The following is a 20120-nucleotide window of genomic DNA, read 5'->3' as shown; positions in this document are numbered from 1 at the left end:
GCGGGGCTATTCCCGCGTGCTCTCCTGGCTCACGGGCGGCCGAACCTGAGCCGCCACGGCGGAATCCATCTTCCGTACGGCGGCGAGCGCTTCGTCGAGGTCCGCGTGGAGCGGGGTCGTCACCGTGAGCCCCGTGATCTCGAGGAGGCGGCGCACAGCGGGCATCGGCGCCACCAGGTGCAGGTCCCCGCCCCTCTCCCGGGCTTCTCGGGCTCCCTTGATCACCACGTTGAGACCCGAGGAATCCATGAAGGTCAGAGCCGAGAGATCCAGCACGAGATGACGGCGCCCGTGCAGGAACTGATTGGCGATGTGGTGGTGCACGAACGTGGCCGTCTCGACGTCCATCTCACCGCCGACGGTCAGAATGGCCGTGACGGCGTCCCACACCTCGACCTCTATGTCCAGGTTCTCTTCTCGAACGGTCATGGTGCCTGCTTTCTGTGAATGTGCGCGGTCCGAACCGAGCACCGGATCACCGACTGGCAGCGCGGCCCCGAGGCAGCACAGCGGACGCCTCCCAGCGACGCCCCTCACGGGGCCCGCCTCGTCGACGCGACCCGCGAGTGATCGACCCCCACACTGCCTCAGTATCTTGTCATCCGACAAATATCAGCCGGGCGCCGGGCGCCGGGCTCCGTCGGCCCTGAGGCGCTGAAGGGCGGCTCACGCTCGCCGGCTCAGGCGAGGTGCTTGCCGAAGAACTCGACCAGCTTGGCGACGGCAGGCGTCACGTACGGGTCGCGGTCGTACAGATCGACGTGGGTGGCGCCGTCGACGAGGAACAGCTCGGCGTTGCCGGGGCTGTCGGTGACGGCCTTCTCCGAGAACCCGCGGGTCACCGCCTCGGTGCCGGCGATCATGAGCAGCGGGCGAGGCGCGATCTTGGCGACGTCGGCGAAGGAATCGAACTGGTCGAGGAGATCCGCGCTGCGCACGACCACGTCTCCCGTGGAGCGCGGGTGCCTGCCGCGGGGCGTCTTGTAGTAGTCGATGAACTCGGCGACCGGGGCGGGCGTCTCGGCATCGGCCTTCTCCGGCAGCACGGCAAACGTCGCCGCGGGCTCGCCGGCGGCCTCGGCGCTGCGCAGGTTCCCGGAGTTCGCCACCATCTGCTGCCAGCCCTCGGGGTCGGCGCCGCGGAAGAAACTGGGAACGTCGGTTCCGGAGACGCCTGCCACGGCCTTCATGCGGTGGTCCGTCTGGGCGGCGTAGGGCGCGTAGGCGCCCGAGCCGCACACGCCCATCACGCCGATGCGGTCCGGATCGATCTCGGGTCGCGTGGTGAGGTAGGAGACCGCCGCGCGGAAGTCCTCGGCGCGCTGGAAGGGGTCCTCCAGGCCGCGGGGCATGCCCTCGGACTCGCCCTGGAAGGCGGCGTCGAAGGTCAGGACGGCGAACCCTTCCTCGACCAGGCGCGAGGCGTACACCGCCGGTGACTGCTCCTTGACCCCGGTCGTCTGGTGGCCGATGACGATGGCGGCGAGCGGGCCGTCGCCGTTCTCGGGAAGGTAGAGGTGGCCGGCGAGCTGCAGGCCGTTGGTCGGGAATCGGACGTCGGTCCTCATTTTCTGCTCCTGAGGGATCACTGGCGGCCGGCGATCTGCGGGCCTGTATCCACTGTCCAGCCGACGGCGGTGCCCAGGAAGGACGAGATCCTTCCTGGGAAGGATCTCTCCCAGGCAGAGCTTTTCCCCCGGTGCCATGCTGGAGGAATGGCTGATTCCGCGCACCTTCGTGAGCTCGGTGCATTCCTCAGGCATCGCCGTGGTGAGCTCACACCGGCGCAGGTCGGGCTTCCCGAGCGCACGCACACCCAGCGCCGTGTGCGGGGGCTGCGCCGTGAGGAAGTGGCTGAGCTCGCCGCGATCAGTACCGACTACTACGTACGCATCGAGCAGGGCCGACTGGCACCCTCGCCACCGGTGCTCGAGTCCCTGGCGCGGGAGCTGCGGCTGGACGGCGACCAGCGGACGTACGTGGAAGGACTGGTCGACCAGGCCGCGCGGGCCGGCCACCGCAAGACGCCGCGTCGGCCCCCTCGCCCCAAAGTGCACCCGCACCTGACCCGGCTGCTCGGCCAGCTCACCAGTACACCCGCCATCGTTTTCGGTCCACGCCTCGACATCCTCGCGTGGAACCCACTGGCAGCGGAGCTGCTGTGCGACTTCGCGGCTGTGCCCGAGTCCGAGCGCAACTACGTCCGCATGGTCTTCACCGACCCGGTGATGCGCGAAATCTATCCGGAATGGGAAGACGTGGCCCGCACATGTGTCGAAGTCCTGCGGATGGAAGCCGGAACGAATCCGACCGATCCAGCCCTCACAGCTCTTGTGGGCGAGCTGGCCGTGGCCGATCAGCAATTCCGGGTCTGGTGGGCCGAACACCGCGTCGCGCACCAGGACTTCGGCAGCAAACGCATCACCCACTCCCTCGCAGGCGAACTCACCCTCGACTGGGACACCTTCCGCTACGCCGGCGCACCAGAACAGCAACTCGTGCTCTGGTCGGCCGAACCCGGCACCTCAGACGCGGAACGCCTGGCCGACCTGGCCCACGGCACGGCCCGGAGTCCGCAACCTTCGTGAGCACCACGGCGACCGATCTCTTCGAGGAGCAGCGGACCGTCACTCAGCGCTCGCGGATCCTTGTGACCTCTTCGAGATCATCGCGGGCATACTCCATCCGGATGACCGTCGTGCGCCCTGCCCGTCAGCGCCGCAGCAGGGCGCAGACGAAGTCCTCCTGCACGGCGCGCACCTTCGCCAGCAGGTCCGGCTTCAGGGACTTGTTGATCTGGGTGTTGATCGAGAAGGTGAGGGAGCGTCGGCCGTCCGCCGTGGCGGCGGCGAGTTGGGTGTAGCCGGGGAAGTTGCCGGTGTGCCCGTAGACCGTGCCGCAACGCGTCGTGTAGCGGAAGACGGCCAGTCCGCCCGCGTTCGTCCCCGGCCCGGCGGGCTCGGAGGCCGCGCCGGGGATGAACCGCCGCTGCTGGCGCCGGGTCTCCTCGGACAGGTAGCCATGGTCGCCCGCCCACGCCCGCATGAACGCGTTCAGGTCCTTCGGCGTGGACACGATGCCGCCGGAGGCCCAGACGCCCGATGCGCTGAGGGCCTCGCTGACGTCCTCGGGCGGCGCGGGCGGTGTGACGTCGTAGCCGTGCAGGTACGGCCTCGGCATCCGAAAGCCCTGCGGCAGGGTGGTCTCCCGCAGGTCGAGGGGCCGGTACACGAGCTGCTCCAGGAGCCGCTCGTACGGCAGTCCGGTCACCGCCTCCGCCATCAGCGCGACGGCGATGTTGTCGGAATTCGAGTACGCGTAACGGGACCCCGGCGGGAACTCCAGCCCCTCGTCGGCGACGAAGTCGAGCAGCCTGCGCGAGTCGAAACGATGCCTCGGGTCCGCGACCACGATCTCGACGAACTCCGGGGCCCGCGAGAAGTCGGGCAACCCGCTCGTGTGACTCAGAAGCTGGCGCAGCGTCACCTCGTGCCACGCGCTGGGCAGTCCGGGAAGGACCCGGCCGATCGTGTCGTCGAGGCTCAGCCGGTGCCGGTCCACCAGACGCAGGGCGACCGCCCCGCTGAACGCCTTCGCGACGCTCGCGATCCGCATGTGATCGGTCGCCCGCGGCGGCCGGCCCGTCGTCGTATCGGCCACACCGGCCCGGTGGACCGCTGTGCGGTCACCCACCTGCATCAGGGCGATCACCCCGGGCGGCCCGCCGGGCGTCCGGACGAGATCGTCCAGCAGCTTGCGCAGGGCCTTGTCGGAGGGCGGGGGCGTACCGGACGCCTGCACGGGCTGCACGAGCCCGCCGAGCGCGGCGGCCGCGGCGAGAGCGGTGACGGACAGCCGCGCGAGCGCCCGCGAGCGTGAGCGCGTACGGATTCCAGAGCGTGCCGGCACAGGGGCTCCTTCTCGATGTGACGCGGGGCGAACACGCGCCCGTGAATGCGGTTCGCCCCAGCATCCGCCGCCTCACCGGCGGCCGCCTTCCCGTTGCTCCATCCGGCCGAGACAGGCGTCAGGGAGCGGGGCTCTCGGGATCGGGGTGAAGGCCGGGGCCGAGGGAAGGGCCGGCCAGGGGAGTGGGGGAGAGGTCGGTGGGTTCCTCGCCGGCCTCCAGGAGCGTGTCGGCGGCGCCGACGATGAGGTCGTCGGGGCGGCCTACCGCCGTCTCGTCCTTGCGGTCGTAGTCGATGCGCCACAGCAGGCTGCGCATGGCTTCGAGGCGGCCGCGTCGTTTGTCGTTGCTCTTGACGACGGTCCACGGTGCGTGGTCGGTGTCGGTCGCGCGGAACATCTCGACCTTCGCCGCGGTGTAGGCGTCCCACAGATCCAGTGAGGCGAGATCGGTGGGGGAGAGTTTCCACTGCCGGACCGGATCGACCTGGCGGATCGCGAAGCGGGTGCGCTGTTCGGAGCGGGAGACCGAGAACCAGAACTTGACCAGCAGGATCCCGTCCTCCACGAGCATGGCCTCGAAGGCGGGGCACTGTCGCAGGAACAGCTCGTACTGCTCAGGGGTGCAGAACCCCATGACCTTCTCGACGCCGGCCCGGTTGTACCAGGAGCGGTCGAAGAACACGATCTCGCCGGCGGCCGGCAGGTGGGCGACGTACCGCTGGAAGTACCACTGCCCCGCCTCCCGCTCGGTCGGCTTGTCCAGGGCCACGATCCGCGCCCCGCGAGGGTTGAGCCGTTCCGTGAACCGCTGGATCGTGCCGCCCTTGCCCGCCGCGTCCCGCCCCTCGCAGATCACCACCAGCCGCGCCCCGGTCTCCTTAACCCAGCGCTGCAGCTTCAGCAGCTCGATCTGCAGGATCCGCTTGGTCCGCTCGTACTCGGCACGACGGATCTTGTGGTCGTACGGGTAGTTCTCCTGCCAGGTACGGATCGGAGCGCCGGAGGAGTCCAGCAGCACAGGCTCTTCCGGCCGCCGATCGTCCACGCTGAGCCCTGCCAGGAGATCCTCGGCCTTCGCCCGCGGCGACTTCTGCTCGTTCACGCCCCGCGCTTACCCCCGCGATCCACTTGTATGGATCCCAGACCGGCCGGGCACCCGGGCACGGTTCCTCGGCGACTCGTAGCCCGGGCGGGAGTGCTGCACCGGGGTGAGGAAGACGGGAGGGCGTTATGCGCTCCGCGGGCAGGGCAGACGTGAACTCTGCCGCCTGGTGCATCGAGCCGGTGCGGCGGACACGGACACGGACACGCATACGGCAGGAAGGAAGTGTGATGACGACCGCACGCGAGATCATGACCGAGGGCGCGGAGTGCATCGGTGCCGAGGAGACGGTCCTGGAGGCCGCGAAGAAGATGACGCAGATGGGCGTGGGTGCCCTGCCGATCTGCGGCACCGACGACAAGCTGAAGGGCATGCTCACCGACCGGGACATCGTCGTGAAGGTGCTCGGCGCGGGCAAGGACCCTGCCCAGGTGAAGGCCGGTGAACTGGCCCAGGGCGAGGCGGTCACCATCGGTGCGGACGACGACGCCGGCGAGATCCTGCGCACCATGACCTCGCACAAGGTGCGGCGGCTGCCGGTGATCGACGGTCACCGTCTGGTCGGCATGGTCGCCCAGGCCGACGTCGCCCGCGCGCTGCCCGACCCCCAGGTCGGCGACCTCCTCGAGGCTCTGTCCACCGATTGACCCGCCCTGATCCGGCTGCGGTCCGAGGCTTGTCGCCCCATCCCGAAGGCGGCTGGTACCGGCGCCTGTGGGCCGCATCCGAGCGGATCCAGACGGCCCGCGGGCCGCGTCACGCGGCCACGGCGATTCACTACCTGCTCTTCCCGGGGGAAGTCAGCGCCTGGCACCGGGTGGACAGCGACGAGCTGTGGCTCTGGCAGGGCGGCGGCACCCTCCGTCTCAGCCACGCCCCCGAAGCCGACGGGGCCGCCGCCCAGAACGTCACGCTGGGCGGCGGGGCCGACCCGGAGTCGCTCTGGGCGGTCGTCCCGGCCGGCCGGTGGCAGACGGCCCGGGGCGCCGGCCCCGAGCCCGCCCTGTGCGTCTGCGTGGTCGCACCGGGATTCGACTGGGCCGACTTCCACCTCAGGGACGGCCACTGAGACGCGCGGCCGACGCTGAGGGAGTGAAGGCCCACACGGTTGGGCCGTCATCCGCCGGTGACGGCAGCGGCCCCCGCTCGGATTCCCGCCGGAAGTAAAGTGCCCCTGTCGCGAACGCGTGCCGATCACAGGGAGGCGAAATGGTCGCCGACCTCTCGGCGCTGGCGGCCGGAAGGCGTCACTCGGTCGGACGGCGCGGGGATGGAACCGTCCTCGCCGCGGGCCACACCTCAGCCGGCGAATGCCGTGTCGAGCGGTGGGACGACGTCGTCGCGGTGGCAGCCGGCAACGTCCACACCGCGAGGAACACGGGCAGGTCCCACACGGTGGCGCTCCGGTCGGACGGCACCGTGCTGGCGACGGGGTGGAACGCCGACGGGCAAGGTGATGTCGCCGGATGGCGGGGCGTCACAGCCATCGCCGCGGGCTGGCGCCGCACGCTCGGGCTGCTCGCGAACGGCCGTGTGCTGGCGGTCGGCCGAGGTGCGGAAGGACAGTGCGACGTGCGGTCCTGGCGCGAGGTGGTCGCCCTCTCGTGCGGTGACTGGCACTCGGTCGGCGTCCGGTCGGACGGCACCGCCCTGGCCGCGGGGAACAACAGGCGAGGGCAGTGTGCCGTCGAAGGGTGGCGTGACCTGGCCGCCGTTTCGGCTGGGTGTCTCCATACCGTCGGCCTCAGAGCCGACGGGCGAGTGGTGGCGACCGGAGAGCGGGCATCCGGCGCGTGCGACGTCGACGAGTGGAGAGACGTGGTGGCGCTCGACGCGGGAAGCCACCACACGGTCGGTGTCACCGCGTCCGGCCGAGTCCTCGCAGCGGGAGACAACGGACACGGGCAGTGCGATGTCGGCGCCTGGCGCGACATCGTCGCCGTGGCGGCCGGTTCGACGCACACGCTCGGTCTGCGTGCCGATGGCACAGTCGTGGCCGCGGGGAACAACGCCGACGGGCAGTGCGACGTCGATGCCTGGTGTGGAGTCCAGCGTCCCTGAGGTCTTCAGGCCGCACGGATCGGGTCGGCGGGCTCGACGCTGCCCGGTTCGGCCCGGGCCGCGCCTCCGCACAGAAGCCGCCCACCCGCCGCCCACGCGCGCCACGGCACCGGCCGCCTCCTCGCGGAGGTTCGCGGCAACACCGTCCGAGCGCTCTCGCCGGCGCGCCGCCGTCCCCGGGGCGCGCCGGCGAGGGGTGGGGCGAGGGCCCCGCCCCGTAGACCTGGGCGTGGCCCCGCCTCACGGCCCCGGCGGGACCGCGCCGCTTGACGGCCGTACGCCTTCCGGCACTGGGTCCAAGACGTGTCCGAGGAGGTGAAGCGGACCGGCCGTGACGCCGGTCCGTTCCATGGCATGCCAGTAGGCCAAGGCCGTGGGAGCGTCCACCAGGCCCCGTACGAGAGGCACTTTCGCGTCGGCGGCGTGCAGCAGCGACTCCGCCCGACAGGACGCCAGCGTGCTGGGGAGGACGTGCCGCGCCGTGGCCTCGGCGGTCGCGACGGCGGCGGGCAGCCCGTGTGCCAGAGTGCGCTGTGTGGCGCCGACCGTCAGGAGCCCACCGCCCACGACGAGGACGTCCGCGCGCTCACGCATCCGGGCGAGGGCGCTGCCGGTGTCGAAGCAGTGCGGGAAACTGTCGTCCACGACGACGGCGCCGGGCTTCAGCCGGTCGATGTCGATGAGGGCGCTGTGTCCGCTGACAGCCGCGACGATCACGTCGGCGCCGTAGACGGCGTCGGGCAGGCCGGCATCCGAGGTGTGTACGGAGACCTCCCCGGCCAGGCCGCGATCCCGCAGCGTCCGCGCCAGCCCGCGCAGACGCGGACCGCTGCCGGGAACGTCGCACAGGACGAGCCGGGCGGGCGGGCGCTCGGCCAGCGTCAGCAGCAGCTCCAACGAGGAGGCCCCGATGGAGCCGAGCCCGACCACGGCAAGCTCCGTGTCGGCCAGGTCCCGGCCGGTGGCGGCCAGGGCGGCGTGCACGGTGCGCACCACGGAGACGACCGTGGCCGCGTGCCCGGTGGTGAGGGCCGCCGGAGCGCGGGACGCGCGCAGCACGTCGAATCCGTAGCCGGTGAGCGAGGGGATCATGCCGGCCAGGGAGACGCATCGGGCGCCCAGCGCGGAGGCCGTCTCCACGGCCCGGGCCGTGTGCGCGGCCAGCTCACGGTCGCCGGCGAGTTCGTCGGCGAACAGCGGGAGGGCCACGAAACCGGACCGGCCCAGTGGGGTGACGGTCGTCTCAAGGAGCCGGGGAGCGCCGTCCGGGAACAGCAGGCGCCGGATGTCCTCGCGTGATGCTCGGGCGTCCGGCAGCCCCACGTCCGACAGTCCCGCGTCCGGCAGTCCCGTGTCCGGCAGTCCCGCGAGCCGGGCCAGCTCGGCCGGCGGCGGCAGGTAGCCGACGAGTGCGGCGTCGAGGTCCGCCCCGCCGGTACGGCGCGTGGTCGCCCGTCGCCGGTGCCGCTCCGATCGGACGACGAGGAGGTCACGCAGTCCCTCGGCGAACGAGGCGAGCGCGGGCCCGTCGAAGGCCGCCGCCGCACCGCGGACGGTGACGCGCAGTCGGTCGCCGTCCGGCCGCGCCGCCAGGAAGACGTCGGTACCGGCGACCGGTGGCGTGAAGTCGCTGTCCTCGTCGTCCCAGCGCACGGACAGGACCTCGCCGTCCCGTGGCCCCAGCGCACCGAAGTCGAGGAAGGTGAGGAAGAACTGCGAGGTCAGCGGCAGCCCTCCGGCGTCCCGGGGGACGATCTCCTCGTGCGTGCGGGCATGGACCGTCTCCTCGACGACCCGGCGCAGGCGCCGACCGAAGTCGTCCGCGGGCGGCACATCGGTCCCGGGGCCGAAGGGGCGGACGGCGACGGCGGTGGCGAACGGGCCGAAGACGCGGTGGATGTCGGGCAGAGGGTGGTCCCGGCCGGACACGGCGAGGCCGATCACGAGGTCCTCCTGGCCGGTGAGGGAGGCCAGCGCCTGGTGATAGGCGGTGAGCAGCGGCGCGTACAGAGTGGCGCCGGCCTCGGCGGCGATCTCGCGCAGCGCGCTCACGACGGCGGTGTCCAGGACGAAGCCGTGGGAGACGAACGCGGGGGACGGGGCGCCACCCGGTTCTCCCTCCTGCCCGGCGTGGGCCGGGGCAGGGGCTCGCAGGACCGGCTTGGCGTAAGGCCGGCACAGCTCGGTTCTGCGTCGCCGGGCGTCGTCTCCGTCCGGCCCCGGGACCGACGCGGGCGACACGGCCGGTCCGGCCAGGCGCTCGGCGTACGCGCGGAAGGTGCCGCGCAGCTCGGGCAGTCCGGGAGCCGCACCGCGGGCCAGAGCGTCGTGGACCGTGGTCAGTTCGTCCAGGAGCAGGGCGGCGCTGTAGCCGTCGCCGATCAGATGGTGGGCGTGCACGAGCAGGACGTGCTCGTCCGGGGAGAGGGTGAGCACACGCAGGCGCAGAAGCGGCCACGCCCATGGTTCGAAGCGGCGGCGGCGTTCGTCCTCGACCCGCTGCGCCAGGCGCTTCGGTCCGGTCACGGTCTCGAAGGCGACCGGCAGCCGCAGCGCCGCCTGGAGCTCCTGTTGCACCGGCGGCCTCGCCCCCGCGGGGAAGACCGTACGCAGCATCGGATGCCGTTCCACCAGGACGTCGACGGCCCGCTGGAAGAGGTCCCGGTCGAGCGCACCGGTCAGGCGCAGCCGGGCCAGCCAGGACGTGCCGCTGCCGGGGGAGAGCGCTTCGGCGAGCAGGAAGCCGCGCTGGCCGGGCGTGACCGGGTAGGAGGCCGGGAACCCCGCGCTCGCCGGGCCGTCGCCGTCGGCAGACCGCCCGGCCCCGTCGGAGACGCCGTACGGGCCGCCTGCCCTGGCCGCCTCGGCGTCCACGGCCTCGGCGAGGGCGGCCAGGGTGCGGTGCCGGTAAACGGCGGTGGGCCGGGGCAGCGGGCCGCCACCGTGCCGGGCGAGGCGGTCGAAGACCTGAAGGGCCAGCAGTGAGTCACCGCCCAGCTCGAAGAAGTCGTCGTGGCGACCGACCCGGTCGACGCCGAGCACCTCGCACCAGATCCGGCTGAGACGCTCCTCCGTGGCGCTCGCCGCGGGCAGCGCGCCCGCGGCCGGCCCGGTGTCCGTCGGCGCCTCGGCGCGTGTGCGCAGCGTCCGCCGGTCACCCGTGGCCGGCCCGGTGTCCGTCGCCGCCTGGGCCCGCGCGCGCAGCGTCCGCCGGTCGACCTTGCCGGTGCCGGTCAGGGGCAGGGCGTCCAGGAAGGCGATCCGGGCGGGCACCATGTACGGGGGCAGGAGCTCCGCCAGGTACCGCCGCAGCGCCACCGCGTCGGCGGCCCCCGTCCCACCCGCTGCCGTACGGGTGACGAAGGCGAACAGGCGGCCGGTTTCGGCCACCACGGCCGCCTGCGCGATGTCGGGATGGGCGCGCAGTGCCGTCTCCACCTCGCCGGGTTCGACACGGTGGCCGCGTATCTTCACCTGGTCGTCGATCCGGCCGGCGAACCGCAGGGCGCCGTCGGGCAGTACGTGCACCCGGTCGCCGCTGCGATACCAGCGGCGTCCGTCCCGCAGCACGAACGCGGCCCGTGTCAGCTCGGGTTCGCCCAGGTAGCCGGCGGACAGACCGACGCCGCCGATCAGCAGCTCACCGGTGCCGCCGGCACCGACGGGCTCATCGTCGGCCCCGATGACGAGCAGGTCGGTCCCGGCGACGGCATTGCCGATCGGCAGCGCCGTGACATCGTCGGCGGGACGTGCGTCGACGACGTGATAGGTGGCGTTGATGGTGGTCTCGGTCGGTCCGTAGAGGTTGACGATCCGCTGCTGGGGGCCGAACAGGTCGAACCAGCGCCGCACCCGGTCGGCCCACAGCACCTCACCGCCGACGTGCACCAGGCGCAGCGCGGACAGGTCCGGCAGGCGCTCACCGCGTCGCAGACGGTCCTCCGCCACGGCCAGCAGTCGCTCCCACAGGGAGGGGACCGAGCTCCACACGGTGATCCGTGCCCGCTCCACGTGCCGCAGCAGCAGGTCGGGGTCACGCACGAGGTCACGATCGGTGGTCACCACCGTGGCGCCTGCGAGCAGCGGGGCGAGCAACTGGCGCACGGAGGCGTCGAAGCAGGGCGAGGAGGTGTTCGCGAGCCGGTCGCCGGGCCCGTAGGCGAAGGCGGCCACCGCCCAGTCGAGGTAGTTCTCCATGGCGCGGAAGGTGATGGGTACGGCCTTGGGTCGGCCGGTGGAGCCGGAGGTGAAGATGACGTACGCCGTGGCCTCCGCGTCCGCGGCCGTCTCGTCGACGTCGGAGAAGTCCCCCGTCGGACCGGTGACGGATCCGGCGGCGACGGTCACGGCGGCGACGGGCACGGCTGTCACACCGGTGAGCGACCGCACGACCGGCCGGCCGGCGTCGTCGTGCACGAGGACGCGGACGCCGCAGCGGGCCGTCTGTTCCGCCAGTCTCGCCGTGGGGTGTTCGGCGTCCAGCGGCACCCATCCGGCTCCCGCCCGCAGGATGCCGACGACGGCGGTCACCGTGCCGGCACCCGGCGCGGTGAGCACTCCCACCAGGTCTCCCCGCCGCACGCCCTGTTGCCGCAGACGGCGGGCGAGGTCGCGGGTGGCCAGATCCAGGTCCCCGTAGGTGAGGGTCAGTCGGCCGTCGTCGACGGCGACGGCACCGGCGTCGGTGCGGAACCGGTCCGTCAGACGGCCCACGACGGTCGACCGGGGAACGGGAGCGGGCACGGGAAGGGGCACGGGAACCGGAACGGAGCGGGGAACGGAGCCGGGAACGGCTCCGGGTAGGGATACGGGCAGGTCGTTCCGAGGTCGAGGGACGACGGGTTCTTCGGCGAGGGTGCGCAGTTCGCCTTCGAAGTCGTCGGCGTGCCGGGCGGTCGTCGCGGCGGTGAAGAGACACTCGGGGACGTTCCAGGACAGTCCCAGGCGCGGCCCGTCCTCCCAGGCCAGCAGGCTCAGCCGGGTGGCGGCCGAGCCGGTGCCCGCGGCCGTCGGCCGTACCTCGACGGGACAGTCCGCGTCCAGCGAGGCCGGGAAGCGGGCGAAGCTGAAGCTCGCCGGGCTCGCCGTACGCGGCCCTGTGGTGTCGCCCGGCAGCAGCCGGGCGAGGTCGAGACTGCTCACCGTGGCGTGCCGCTCGCACTCCAGCCAGGCCAGGCGCACCCGTTCGGCCAGCCGTGGCAGTGGCTCGTCCGGCTCCGTCTCCACCCGCAGGGGCAGGGTGTCGGCGAGCGGGCCGACCAGCCGGTCCAGTCCCGTCAGCCGGGCGTCGCGGCCCGCACGGGCGACGTTGACGGTGACGTCGCGGCGCCCGCTCCACCGCGCCAGGCAGCGCACGTGGACGGCGAGCAGGAGATGGAAGAGCGAGACGTTCCATCGGGCGGCCCGTTCGCGCAGGGCGGTGACCAGGCCCTCGTCCAGGGTGCGGTGTACGGCGAGGAGGGGGCCGGGGCCGTCGTCGTCGGGCAGGCCGTCGTAGGGCAGGGGCAGGGGAGTGAGGCCCGTCAGCCGGGTCGTCCAGTACGCGATGTCCTCGGTACGGGCGGCGGGCCGCCGGGCGTCGGCGACGTAGGCGGCGAAGTCCGCGGCGGCGGGCAGCTCGGCGGTGCCCCGGCCGAGGGCCAAGGAGGTGTAGAGCGTCCACAGTTCCGTACCGAGGACGTTCAGGCTGTAGCCGTCGGCGGCGACGTGGTGCACGGCGAGGACCAGATGCGCCAGCCCGGGGGCCTCGGTCACCAGCAGGGCTCGCACGGGGGGTTCCGTCGTGAGGTCCAGCGGCCGATTGGCCAGTTCGGTCTCCAGCGCTTCGAGCGCCGCCCCGCCCCCGGAGCACGACCGGGTCTCGAACCACACGCCGGGGTCCACCCCCGGCGCCACGATCTGGTGCGGCATCCCGCCGTCGTGGCCGATCCGCATCCGCAGCATGCCGTGCCGTTCGACCAGCGTGGCGAGGGCGAGGCGCAGGAGCCCCGCGTCGAGCGGCCCCCGGACGGTCTGTCGTACCCACCCGCGGGCTGGAGTCCGCGGATACAGCACGCTGCTGGTGTGCAGGGCCAGTTGGACGGGGGTGAGCGCGAAGGGTTCCCCCTCGGTGACGGCGACCGGGCCGGGACGCGTGCCCTCGGGCGGTGCCACTGGCGACGGCGTGCCCTCGTCGGCGGGCGGAATGCCGAGGTGGGCGGCGAGTTCGCGCACGGTGCGGTGCTCGAAGAAGAGCGTGGCCGGCAACTCCCGGCCCAGTGCGCGTTCCAGCCGCCGGACCAGGTCGACCGCCGTGAGCGAGTCGAGGCCGAGCGAGAGGAAGGGCTCGTCCTGGCCGACGGCCTCCGGCGGCAGGCCGAGGGCCTCGGCCAGGAGCGATCGCAGCAGGACCTGGATCTCGGACATGCCGCCGGGCGCGGCCGCGGGGCCGGCGGGCCGTTCCGCGGCTTCCGCCGGAGCGGTCACCCGGAGGGAGGCGTCGCCGCGTACGGGATCGTCGTTGCGTACGGGATCGCCGCTCCGTAGAGGGTCGTCGGTGCGTGCGGCCTCGTCGGTCTGTTCCGGGTCACCGGTCCGCCCGGGGTGACCGGTGCCTCCGCGATCATTGCTTGCGGCGGGGCCACCGGTTCGTACGGCGGCGTCCGTGGGAACCGGCCCGTGGGCGCGTACGGCCTCCTCCGTCCGTACGGCGGCCTCCGTCCGTACGGCGTGCTCCGTCCGTACGGCGTGCTCCGTCCGTACGGCGTGCTCCGTCCGTACGGCGTGCTCCGTCCGTACGGCGTGCTCCGTCCGTACGGCGGCCTTCGCCGAGGCGTCCGTGGCGGTCAGGTCGGCGACGACCACCTGCGCCGCGTCGACGGCGCAGGCCGCTCGCACGGCGCGCAGGGCCTCGGCCGGAGTCAGGGGTGAGCCGCCGGCTCGCGGGAACGTACGGTGTCCCAGCCCGGCGGCGAGCCCGGTACCGGCGACGGCGCCGAGGTTCAGCGACAACCAGCGGCGGCCGGCGGCGCGTTCCGCCGCGGCGAAGGCGTCGAGGAAGGAGTTGGCCGCCGCGTAGTCGCCGAGAGCGCCCGCGGCGCCGGGAAGGACCGAAGCCACCGAGGAGAAGGCCACGCACAGGGCGGGACGGTGGCCGTGGCGGTCCAGGGCACGCGCCAGCAGCCGGGTGCCGTGGGTCTTGGCGGCGAGGGCCGGGCGCGTGTCCTGCGGACCGGTGCCGCGCAGCGAGCCCGGCACGGCCACCCCGGCGGCGTGCAGGACGACATCCGGCGCGGGACCCGTCGAGAGGAGGGCGTCGAGGTGCTGCTCGTCCGTCACGTCGGCCTGCCGGTACCGCGCGTCGGCGCCCAGTTCGCCGAGCTGGGCGAGCAGCCCGGCGGGCGGCTGCGGGGAGCGACCGGTGAGCACCAGCGTCGGGCGGCCACGCCCGGCGAGGTCGCGGGCGAGCGCCGCGCCGAGACCGCCCGCGCCGCCGGTGATCAGGTAGACGCCGTCCGCGGGCAGCGGGTCGGCGCCGTCCGGCACGGCGGTGCCGGGCAGAGGTGCCACGCTCCGGAGCAGTCGGGTCCCGCCGCGCCAGGCGGCCACGTCCGTACCGCCCGGAGAGGAGGTCAGCTCGGCCAGCACTGCGTCGAGTCGCTGCTCGCGCGGGTCGCTTGAGGACAGGTCGGCACAGACCAGGTGGGCGCCCGCGGTCTCGTACGGGAAGGCGAGGGCCAGCCCGGTGATCAGAGCCTGGCCGGGCCGTGGCCGGGCCTCACCGGTGACGCCGGTGCCATGGGCGTCCTCGGTGAGCACCAGCAGGCGCCGCGCGCCGACCCGGTCGAACTGCCGCACCGTGTCCCGGAAGGCGGCCGCCGCGTCGGCGTCGTCCCCGCACCGCGTGGTACTCGCGAGGTGGACGACGGTGTGGACGGACTTCCCCTGCGGCTGCGCCACCGGAACACCGCGCCTGGCCAGCCGCGCGGACAGTTCCCGCACCGCGTCCGCGTCGGGCCCGGTGACCAGGGTGACGGGGGCCGTTGTCGCGGGGCCGGCCGGAGGAGCCGGCGTCCAGGTGATCCGGTGCAGCAGCCGGGTGGCGTCGGGGCCGGGCCAGTAGGACCGCCGCCGGAAGGGATACGTGGGCAGGGGCACGCGGCGCCCCGTCGGTGCGAGGGCGGCGTGGTCGACGGCGACTCCGAGGGTCCACAGCCGGGCGACGGTGCGCAGCAGCGCGCCGCGTCCGTGATCCCTATCCGGGTGTGCGCCGCGCCCATGTTCCGCGTCCGGGTGCGCGGCGCCGCGTCCGTGATCCTCGTCCGGGTGTGCGCCGCGTCCGTGGTCCGCGTCCGGGTGCGCGGCGGGCAGGGCGGAGAGCACGGTCACGGGGGAGCCGGACCCGGCGGCGGTGGCGGCGGTGGCCGCGCGCAGCGCGCCCGGCAGGTCGGTGCCCGGGCCGACCTCGACGAAGGTGTCGAATCCGTCTTCGGCCAGCCGCCGTGCCACGGAGACGAACTGGACCGGCCGCAGGAGGTGTTCGCGCCAGTGGGCGGCGTCGGGCACGGCGTCCCAGCCTGCGGTCAGGGTGCTCAGCAACGGGATCCGGCCGGTGCCGGGCGACAGGGCGCGCGCGGCCTCGTACACCGCCGGGGCGGCCGGCTCCATCAGCGGAGAGTGGAAGGCACGCGTGACCCGCAGCCTGCGCGCGGTGACGCCCCGCGCGGCCAGCTCCGCCAGGGCCTCCTCCACCGCCGGCACGGTGCCGGACAGCACCATCCGGCCGGGCGCGTTGCGGGCCGCGACGGACAGGGTGCCGCCCGATCCGGCGACCAGCGCCTCCACGACATCGTCCGCGCCGCGCACCGAGGCCATGGCACCCGGCTCGGTCAGCTCGGCTATCGCCCGCCCGCGGGCGGCGGCGAAGCGGACCGTGTCGGCCAGCGGCAGCAGACCCGCGGCACACGCCGCGGTCAGCTCCCCGACACTGTGGCCGGCGACCGCGTCCGGCGTCACGCCCCAGGCGGCGAACTGCCGGGCCAGCGCCACCCCGAAGGCAACGAGGACGGGCTGGGTGATCTCGGTGCGGGCCAGGTCGGCGGCATCGGCGGCGGGATCGGTGCACCAGTGGATGAGGGAACGGCCCCGCAGCGGGCCGAGCGCGGCGGCCGCCTCGTCGAGGGTGGCGCGAAACGCCGGAGCGGTGGCGTACAGCCGTGCCGCCATGCCCGGGCGCTGGGCACCCTGGCCGGGGAAGAGGAAGGCGAGGCGGGGGCGGGTGCGGACGGTGCCGGTGAACGCGTCCGTGGCCGGGGGCGGGACGGCCGCCGCCCGGTCGCCGGCCAGGGCCGTCAGCCGCGCGCGGAGGTCGGCACCGTCGTCGCAGACGAAGGCGAGCCGGTGCCGGCCGTCGTCCCGGGAGGTCGCGGCCGTCAGGCACACGTCGGCCGCGGAGGTCCCGGGGTGAGCGTCCAGGTGGTCCGCGAGACCGCGGACCGAGGCGTGCAGAGCCGACGGGGTGGCCGCGGACAGGGCCAGCAGGTGGGGGCCCTCTGCGGGGTCGTCCGGCCGGGGGGCGTGCGGGCGGTGTCCGGTGGCCTGCTCCAGCACGGCGTGCGCGTTGGTGCCGCCGAAGCCGAAGGCGTTGACACCCGCGACCAGCGGGCCCCCGGAGGGCGGCGCCGGCCAGGGCAGCAGCCGGTCGGGCACCTGGAAGCCGTGGCGGGCGACCAGCGGGGAGACCGGGTCGGCGTGCAGCGAGGGCGGCACCTGGCCGTGCCGCAGCGCCAGCACGACCTTGACCAGGCCGGGCAGCGCGGCGGCGTTCAGCAGATGGCCGATGTTGGTCTTGGACGAGCCCAGCAGCCGGGGGATCGCGCCGGGAACCGGAGGAAAGGCGTGGGCGAGGGACTTCAGCTCCACCGGGTCACCGAGGGCGGTGCCGGTGCCGTGCGCCTCGACGTAGGTCACCTCGGCCGGGTCGATGCCCGCCGCGTGATGGGCGGCGGTGATGACCTCGCGCTGACGGGCGGGATTGGGCGCCATCAGGCTCAGCGAGGTGCCGTCGTTGTTGACGGCGGTGCCGCGCACCAGGGCGAGCACGTCGTCGTCGGCCCGCCGGGCGTCCTCCTCCCGCCGCAGGACGAGGACCGCGCCGCCCTCGCCGGGCACGAAGCCGTCGGCGTCGGCGGCGAAGGCCCGGCTGCGGCCGGTCGGCGACAGCGCCTGCGCGGCGTGCAGCATGCGGTGCGCGGCAGGAGTGAGGTGCAGGTTGACGCCGCCGACCAGGGCGATGTCGCACTCGCCCGCCGCGAGACTGCGGCGGGCCAGGTGTACGGCGACCAAGGCGGACGAGCAGGCGGTGTCCACGACCAGGGCGGGGCCGTCCAGGTCGAAGCTCTGCGCGATCCGGGCGGCGAGGAGGTTGGGCAGGTTCCCGGTCAGCGCCGAGGGCGCCAGGTCCGTGGCACGGTCCCGGGCCGCCCGCTCCAGCAACTCCCGGTAGCCGCTGTCCCCGGCCGCCACGAACACGCCGATGCGCCGGGGGCGGCGGCGTGGACCGGCGTAGCCGGCCCGCTCCAGGGCCTCGTGCGCCAGCTCCAGCAGCAGCCGGGCCTGCGGGTCGAGGGTACGGGCCTCCTCCTCCCGGATCCCGAAACGGGCCGCGTCGAAGGCGTCGGGGTCGCTGAGGAACGCGCCCCAGCCGGCGGCGGGCACGGTCTCGCCGTCCCAGCGGTGCGGCGGCACGCGGGTGACGAGGTCCTTCCCCTCCGCGAGCAGCCGCCAGTACGCCTCGGGCGTGTCGGCACCGGGAAAACGGCAGGCGAGACCGATGACGGCAAGGGCCTCGCGTGCCGGCCGCCCCGGGTCGTCGGAGGGGTTCGCGTGGCGCGGCGTATCGCGGTCTGCGGTGGTCGCTTCGTTGTGCGTATGGCGGTCTCCGGCCGGTGGTCCCTGCGGCGCATCGCGGTGTCCGGCGGGTGCGTGGTCCCCCGCCCGCGCCAGGAGATGGTCCACGACCCCGGCCACCGCGTCCGTCCCGGCCCGCAGTGCCGCCGTCTCCAGCGGGACGCCGAAGGCGTCCTCCAGCGCGGCCAGGACCTCCATCGCCTTCAGCGAGGTGCCGCCCAGCGCCCGGAAGGACTCATGCGCGTCGATCCGTGTGCCGTCGAGCCCCAGTACCTCGCCCCACACGTCGCGGACCGTCCGCTCGACGGCTGCCCGTGAACGTGCAGGAGCCGTGCCGGCCGCCGCCCGCGGCCCGGCGGGAGCGGTCGCCGCCGCGGCGCCGCGGCGCACGACGACGTGGGGGAAACGGCCCGCCTCGAACCGTTCCCGCAGCACGTGGCGGCGCACCTTCCCGCTGGTGGTCCGGGGGAATCGGCCGGGTGGCAGGGCGACGACCCGTACGTCGTCGTGGAACAGCGCCTCACCCACCCGGTCGGCGACCCGGCGCAGCACCTCGTCGGCCGAGCGCGGCGGGCGGGCCCAGGCGACGAACACCACGACCCGCTCGCCGCCGGTGTCCGGGTCGGTGGATCCCACCACGGCGGTGGTACCGGGCGGCAGCCCGGGCGTGGCGGCGGCGACGTCCTCGAGGTCGGCGGCGTGGTGCTTCAGCCCGTTCAGGAACAGCACGTCCTTGCGCCGGCCGGTCACGCACAGCCGCCCGTCGCGCAGGAATCCCATGTCCCCGGTGCGCAGCCACCCGTCGGCGGTGAAGGCGTCGGCGGTGGCCTCGGGCAGCCGGTGGTAGCCACGGGCGAGCTGCGGACCGCGCACCTGTAGGTGTCCGACGCGCCGGTCGCCGAGCGCGCGCCCGGTGTCGTCGACGATCCGGACGTCACAGCCGGGGACGGGATGCCCCACGTCCATGAGCTCGACGGGGGAACCGGCCGGGGCCGGGGTGTCCACCGCGAGCCCGCGGCCGAGCGCCGCGCGGTCCACGGCCACCGGAGCCGCCACCTCCCCCGGGGGCGGGAAGGTCACGGCGAGCGTGGCCTCGGCCAGGCCGTACACCGGTTGCAGAGCATGCGGTGCCAGTCCCGCGAGACCCGCGCGACGGGAGAAGTCACGCCAGACCGACGCGGAGATCGGCTCGGCACCCACGACGACCCGCCGGACGCGGGAGAGGTCGAAGCCGGCCATGTCCTCCTCCGACAGCCGCCGGTTGACCAGCGCGAGGGCGAAGTTGGCGGCCGACAGGTGCGTGGCCCGGTGCGCGGTGGCCGCCTCGAACCAGACCCCGGGCCGCCGGGCGAACGTCAAAGGCCCGATCTTGACCTGCCTGGCCCGGGCGGCGAGTGGTGCGAGATGCGTACCGATCAGGCCCATGTCGTGGAAGTACGGCATCCAACTGACCACCACGTCGTCGGCGCCCAGACCGGAGGCGGCCACGATCTGCCGCAGGTTGGCGGTCACGGCGGCATGGGTGAGTTCCACGCCCTTGGGCACACCGGTGCTGCCGGAGGAGAACTGCACGAACGCCGGCCCGTCGGGCTCGCACGGGTCGGGCCCGTACAGCTCCTCGCCGTCGCGCACCGCGTCCAGCCGCAGGACGGTCACCCCGGCCGGCAGGCGGCGCACCTGCTCCTCGCCGGCCGCGTCCACGAAGACCGGTGGCCGGCCCAGGTGCTCCCACACCGGCAGCACCCGGCGGACGTCCGCCGCGAGCGGCACCGGGACCAGACCGGCACCGATCAGCCCCCAGAACATCACCTGGAAGTCATCGCTGCGGTCGGCGACCAGCGGCACGCACGTGCCCGGTGCGACCCCGCTCGCGCGCAGCCCTCCGGCGACCCGCCGGGCGGCGGACAGCAACCGGCTGTACGTCACCTCGTGCTCGCCGCCGTCGGCGCCTATGTGCACGGTCACCTGCTCGGGGGCTTCGCCGGCGGCCTCGCTCAGGACGTTCCACAGGGTGCTGTCGCTCATCGTCCGTTCTCGCACGTCGGGGGACACGATCCGCGGTCGGAGCGCACCGCCCGACGGCAGCCCCCTTCGCGACGCTCCCAGCCACCGCCACGCCCGCGCGTGCAGGCTACCGGAGCACCGATGCCCGCCCTGAGCG

General features: G+C 73.9%; 10 protein-coding genes. 5 read left to right on the top strand and 5 right to left on the bottom strand.

The window, feature by feature from the left end; genetic code table 11:
- Positions 1-6 precede the first annotated feature (6 nt).
- Positions 7-429 (bottom strand): STAS domain-containing protein, encoded by a 423-nt coding sequence (locus tag ABZ135_RS13060; RefSeq protein WP_356694894.1) that lies wholly within the window; start codon positions 427-429, stop codon positions 7-9.
- Positions 430-447: 18 nt separating this feature from the next.
- Here ABZ135_RS13060 and ABZ135_RS13055 point away from each other — a divergent pair, with 18 nt between their 5' ends.
- Positions 448-570 carry a hypothetical protein gene (locus tag ABZ135_RS13055; protein WP_356694892.1) on the top strand — a complete coding sequence of 41 codons (123 nt, stop codon included), beginning with the start codon at positions 448-450 and terminating at the stop codon, positions 568-570.
- A 110-nt stretch (positions 571-680) separates the two neighbouring features.
- Here ABZ135_RS13055 and ABZ135_RS13050 read toward each other — a convergent pair whose 3' ends face one another.
- Positions 681-1568, bottom strand: coding sequence for an alpha/beta hydrolase (locus tag ABZ135_RS13050; protein ID WP_356694890.1), 888 nt, complete (start codon positions 1566-1568; stop codon positions 681-683).
- Positions 1569-1715: 147 nt separating this feature from the next.
- Here ABZ135_RS13050 and ABZ135_RS13045 point away from each other — a divergent pair, with 147 nt between their 5' ends.
- On the top strand, positions 1716-2588 hold the full coding sequence (locus ABZ135_RS13045; RefSeq protein WP_356694888.1) for a helix-turn-helix domain-containing protein: 873 nt from the start codon (positions 1716-1718) through the stop codon (positions 2586-2588).
- A gap of 124 nt (positions 2589-2712) precedes the next feature.
- On the opposite strand, the gene ABZ135_RS13040 is transcribed toward ABZ135_RS13045, so the two are convergent.
- Entirely contained in the window at positions 2713-3909 is a 1197-nt protein-coding gene (locus tag ABZ135_RS13040) for a serine hydrolase domain-containing protein (protein ID WP_356694886.1), read from the bottom strand.
- Positions 3910-4027: 118 nt separating this feature from the next.
- Entirely contained in the window at positions 4028-5011 is a 984-nt protein-coding gene (gene ppk2, locus ABZ135_RS13035; RefSeq protein ID WP_356694884.1) for a polyphosphate kinase 2, read from the bottom strand.
- A gap of 230 nt (positions 5012-5241) precedes the next feature.
- Here ppk2 and ABZ135_RS13030 point away from each other — a divergent pair, with 230 nt between their 5' ends.
- From ABZ135_RS13030 to ABZ135_RS13020, 3 genes are all read left to right on the top strand, one after another.
- Entirely contained in the window at positions 5242-5658 is a 417-nt protein-coding gene (locus ABZ135_RS13030; protein ID WP_356694882.1) for a CBS domain-containing protein, read from the top strand.
- A 29-nt stretch (positions 5659-5687) separates the two neighbouring features.
- Positions 5688-6080 (top strand): cupin domain-containing protein, encoded by a 393-nt coding sequence (locus tag ABZ135_RS13025; protein WP_356694880.1) that lies wholly within the window; start codon positions 5688-5690, stop codon positions 6078-6080.
- Between the two features lie 140 nt (positions 6081-6220).
- Complete coding sequence (locus ABZ135_RS13020; protein ID WP_356694878.1) at positions 6221-7072, top strand: chromosome condensation regulator; 852 nt, start codon at positions 6221-6223, stop codon at positions 7070-7072.
- A gap of 240 nt (positions 7073-7312) precedes the next feature.
- Here ABZ135_RS13020 and ABZ135_RS13015 read toward each other — a convergent pair whose 3' ends face one another.
- Complete coding sequence (locus tag ABZ135_RS13015; protein ID WP_356694876.1) at positions 7313-19984, bottom strand: amino acid adenylation domain-containing protein; 12672 nt, start codon at positions 19982-19984, stop codon at positions 7313-7315.
- Positions 19985-20120: the final 136 nt, after the last annotated feature.

Origin of the sequence: Streptomyces sp. NPDC006339 (assembly GCF_040612775.1) — a bacterium.
GTDB lineage: Bacteria > Actinomycetota > Actinomycetes > Streptomycetales > Streptomycetaceae > Streptomyces.
Note: the sequence above shows the minus strand (reverse complement) of the source record. Positions and strands in the feature narration are given on the sequence as shown.

Coding starts and splice junctions, on each gene's coding strand:
- ABZ135_RS13060 (WP_356694894.1), bottom strand. CDS start 429: ATGACCGTTCGAGAAGAGAACCTGGACATAGAGGTCGAGGTGTGGGAC.
- ABZ135_RS13055 (WP_356694892.1), top strand. CDS start 448: ATGTGCGCGGTCCGAACCGAGCACCGGATCACCGACTGGCAGCGCGGC.
- ABZ135_RS13050 (WP_356694890.1), bottom strand. CDS start 1,568: ATGAGGACCGACGTCCGATTCCCGACCAACGGCCTGCAGCTCGCCGGC.
- ABZ135_RS13045 (WP_356694888.1), top strand. CDS start 1,716: ATGGCTGATTCCGCGCACCTTCGTGAGCTCGGTGCATTCCTCAGGCAT.
- ABZ135_RS13030 (WP_356694882.1), top strand. CDS start 5,242: ATGACGACCGCACGCGAGATCATGACCGAGGGCGCGGAGTGCATCGGT.
- ABZ135_RS13020 (WP_356694878.1), top strand. CDS start 6,221: ATGGTCGCCGACCTCTCGGCGCTGGCGGCCGGAAGGCGTCACTCGGTC.
- ABZ135_RS13015 (WP_356694876.1), bottom strand. CDS start 19,984: ATGAGCGACAGCACCCTGTGGAACGTCCTGAGCGAGGCCGCCGGCGAA.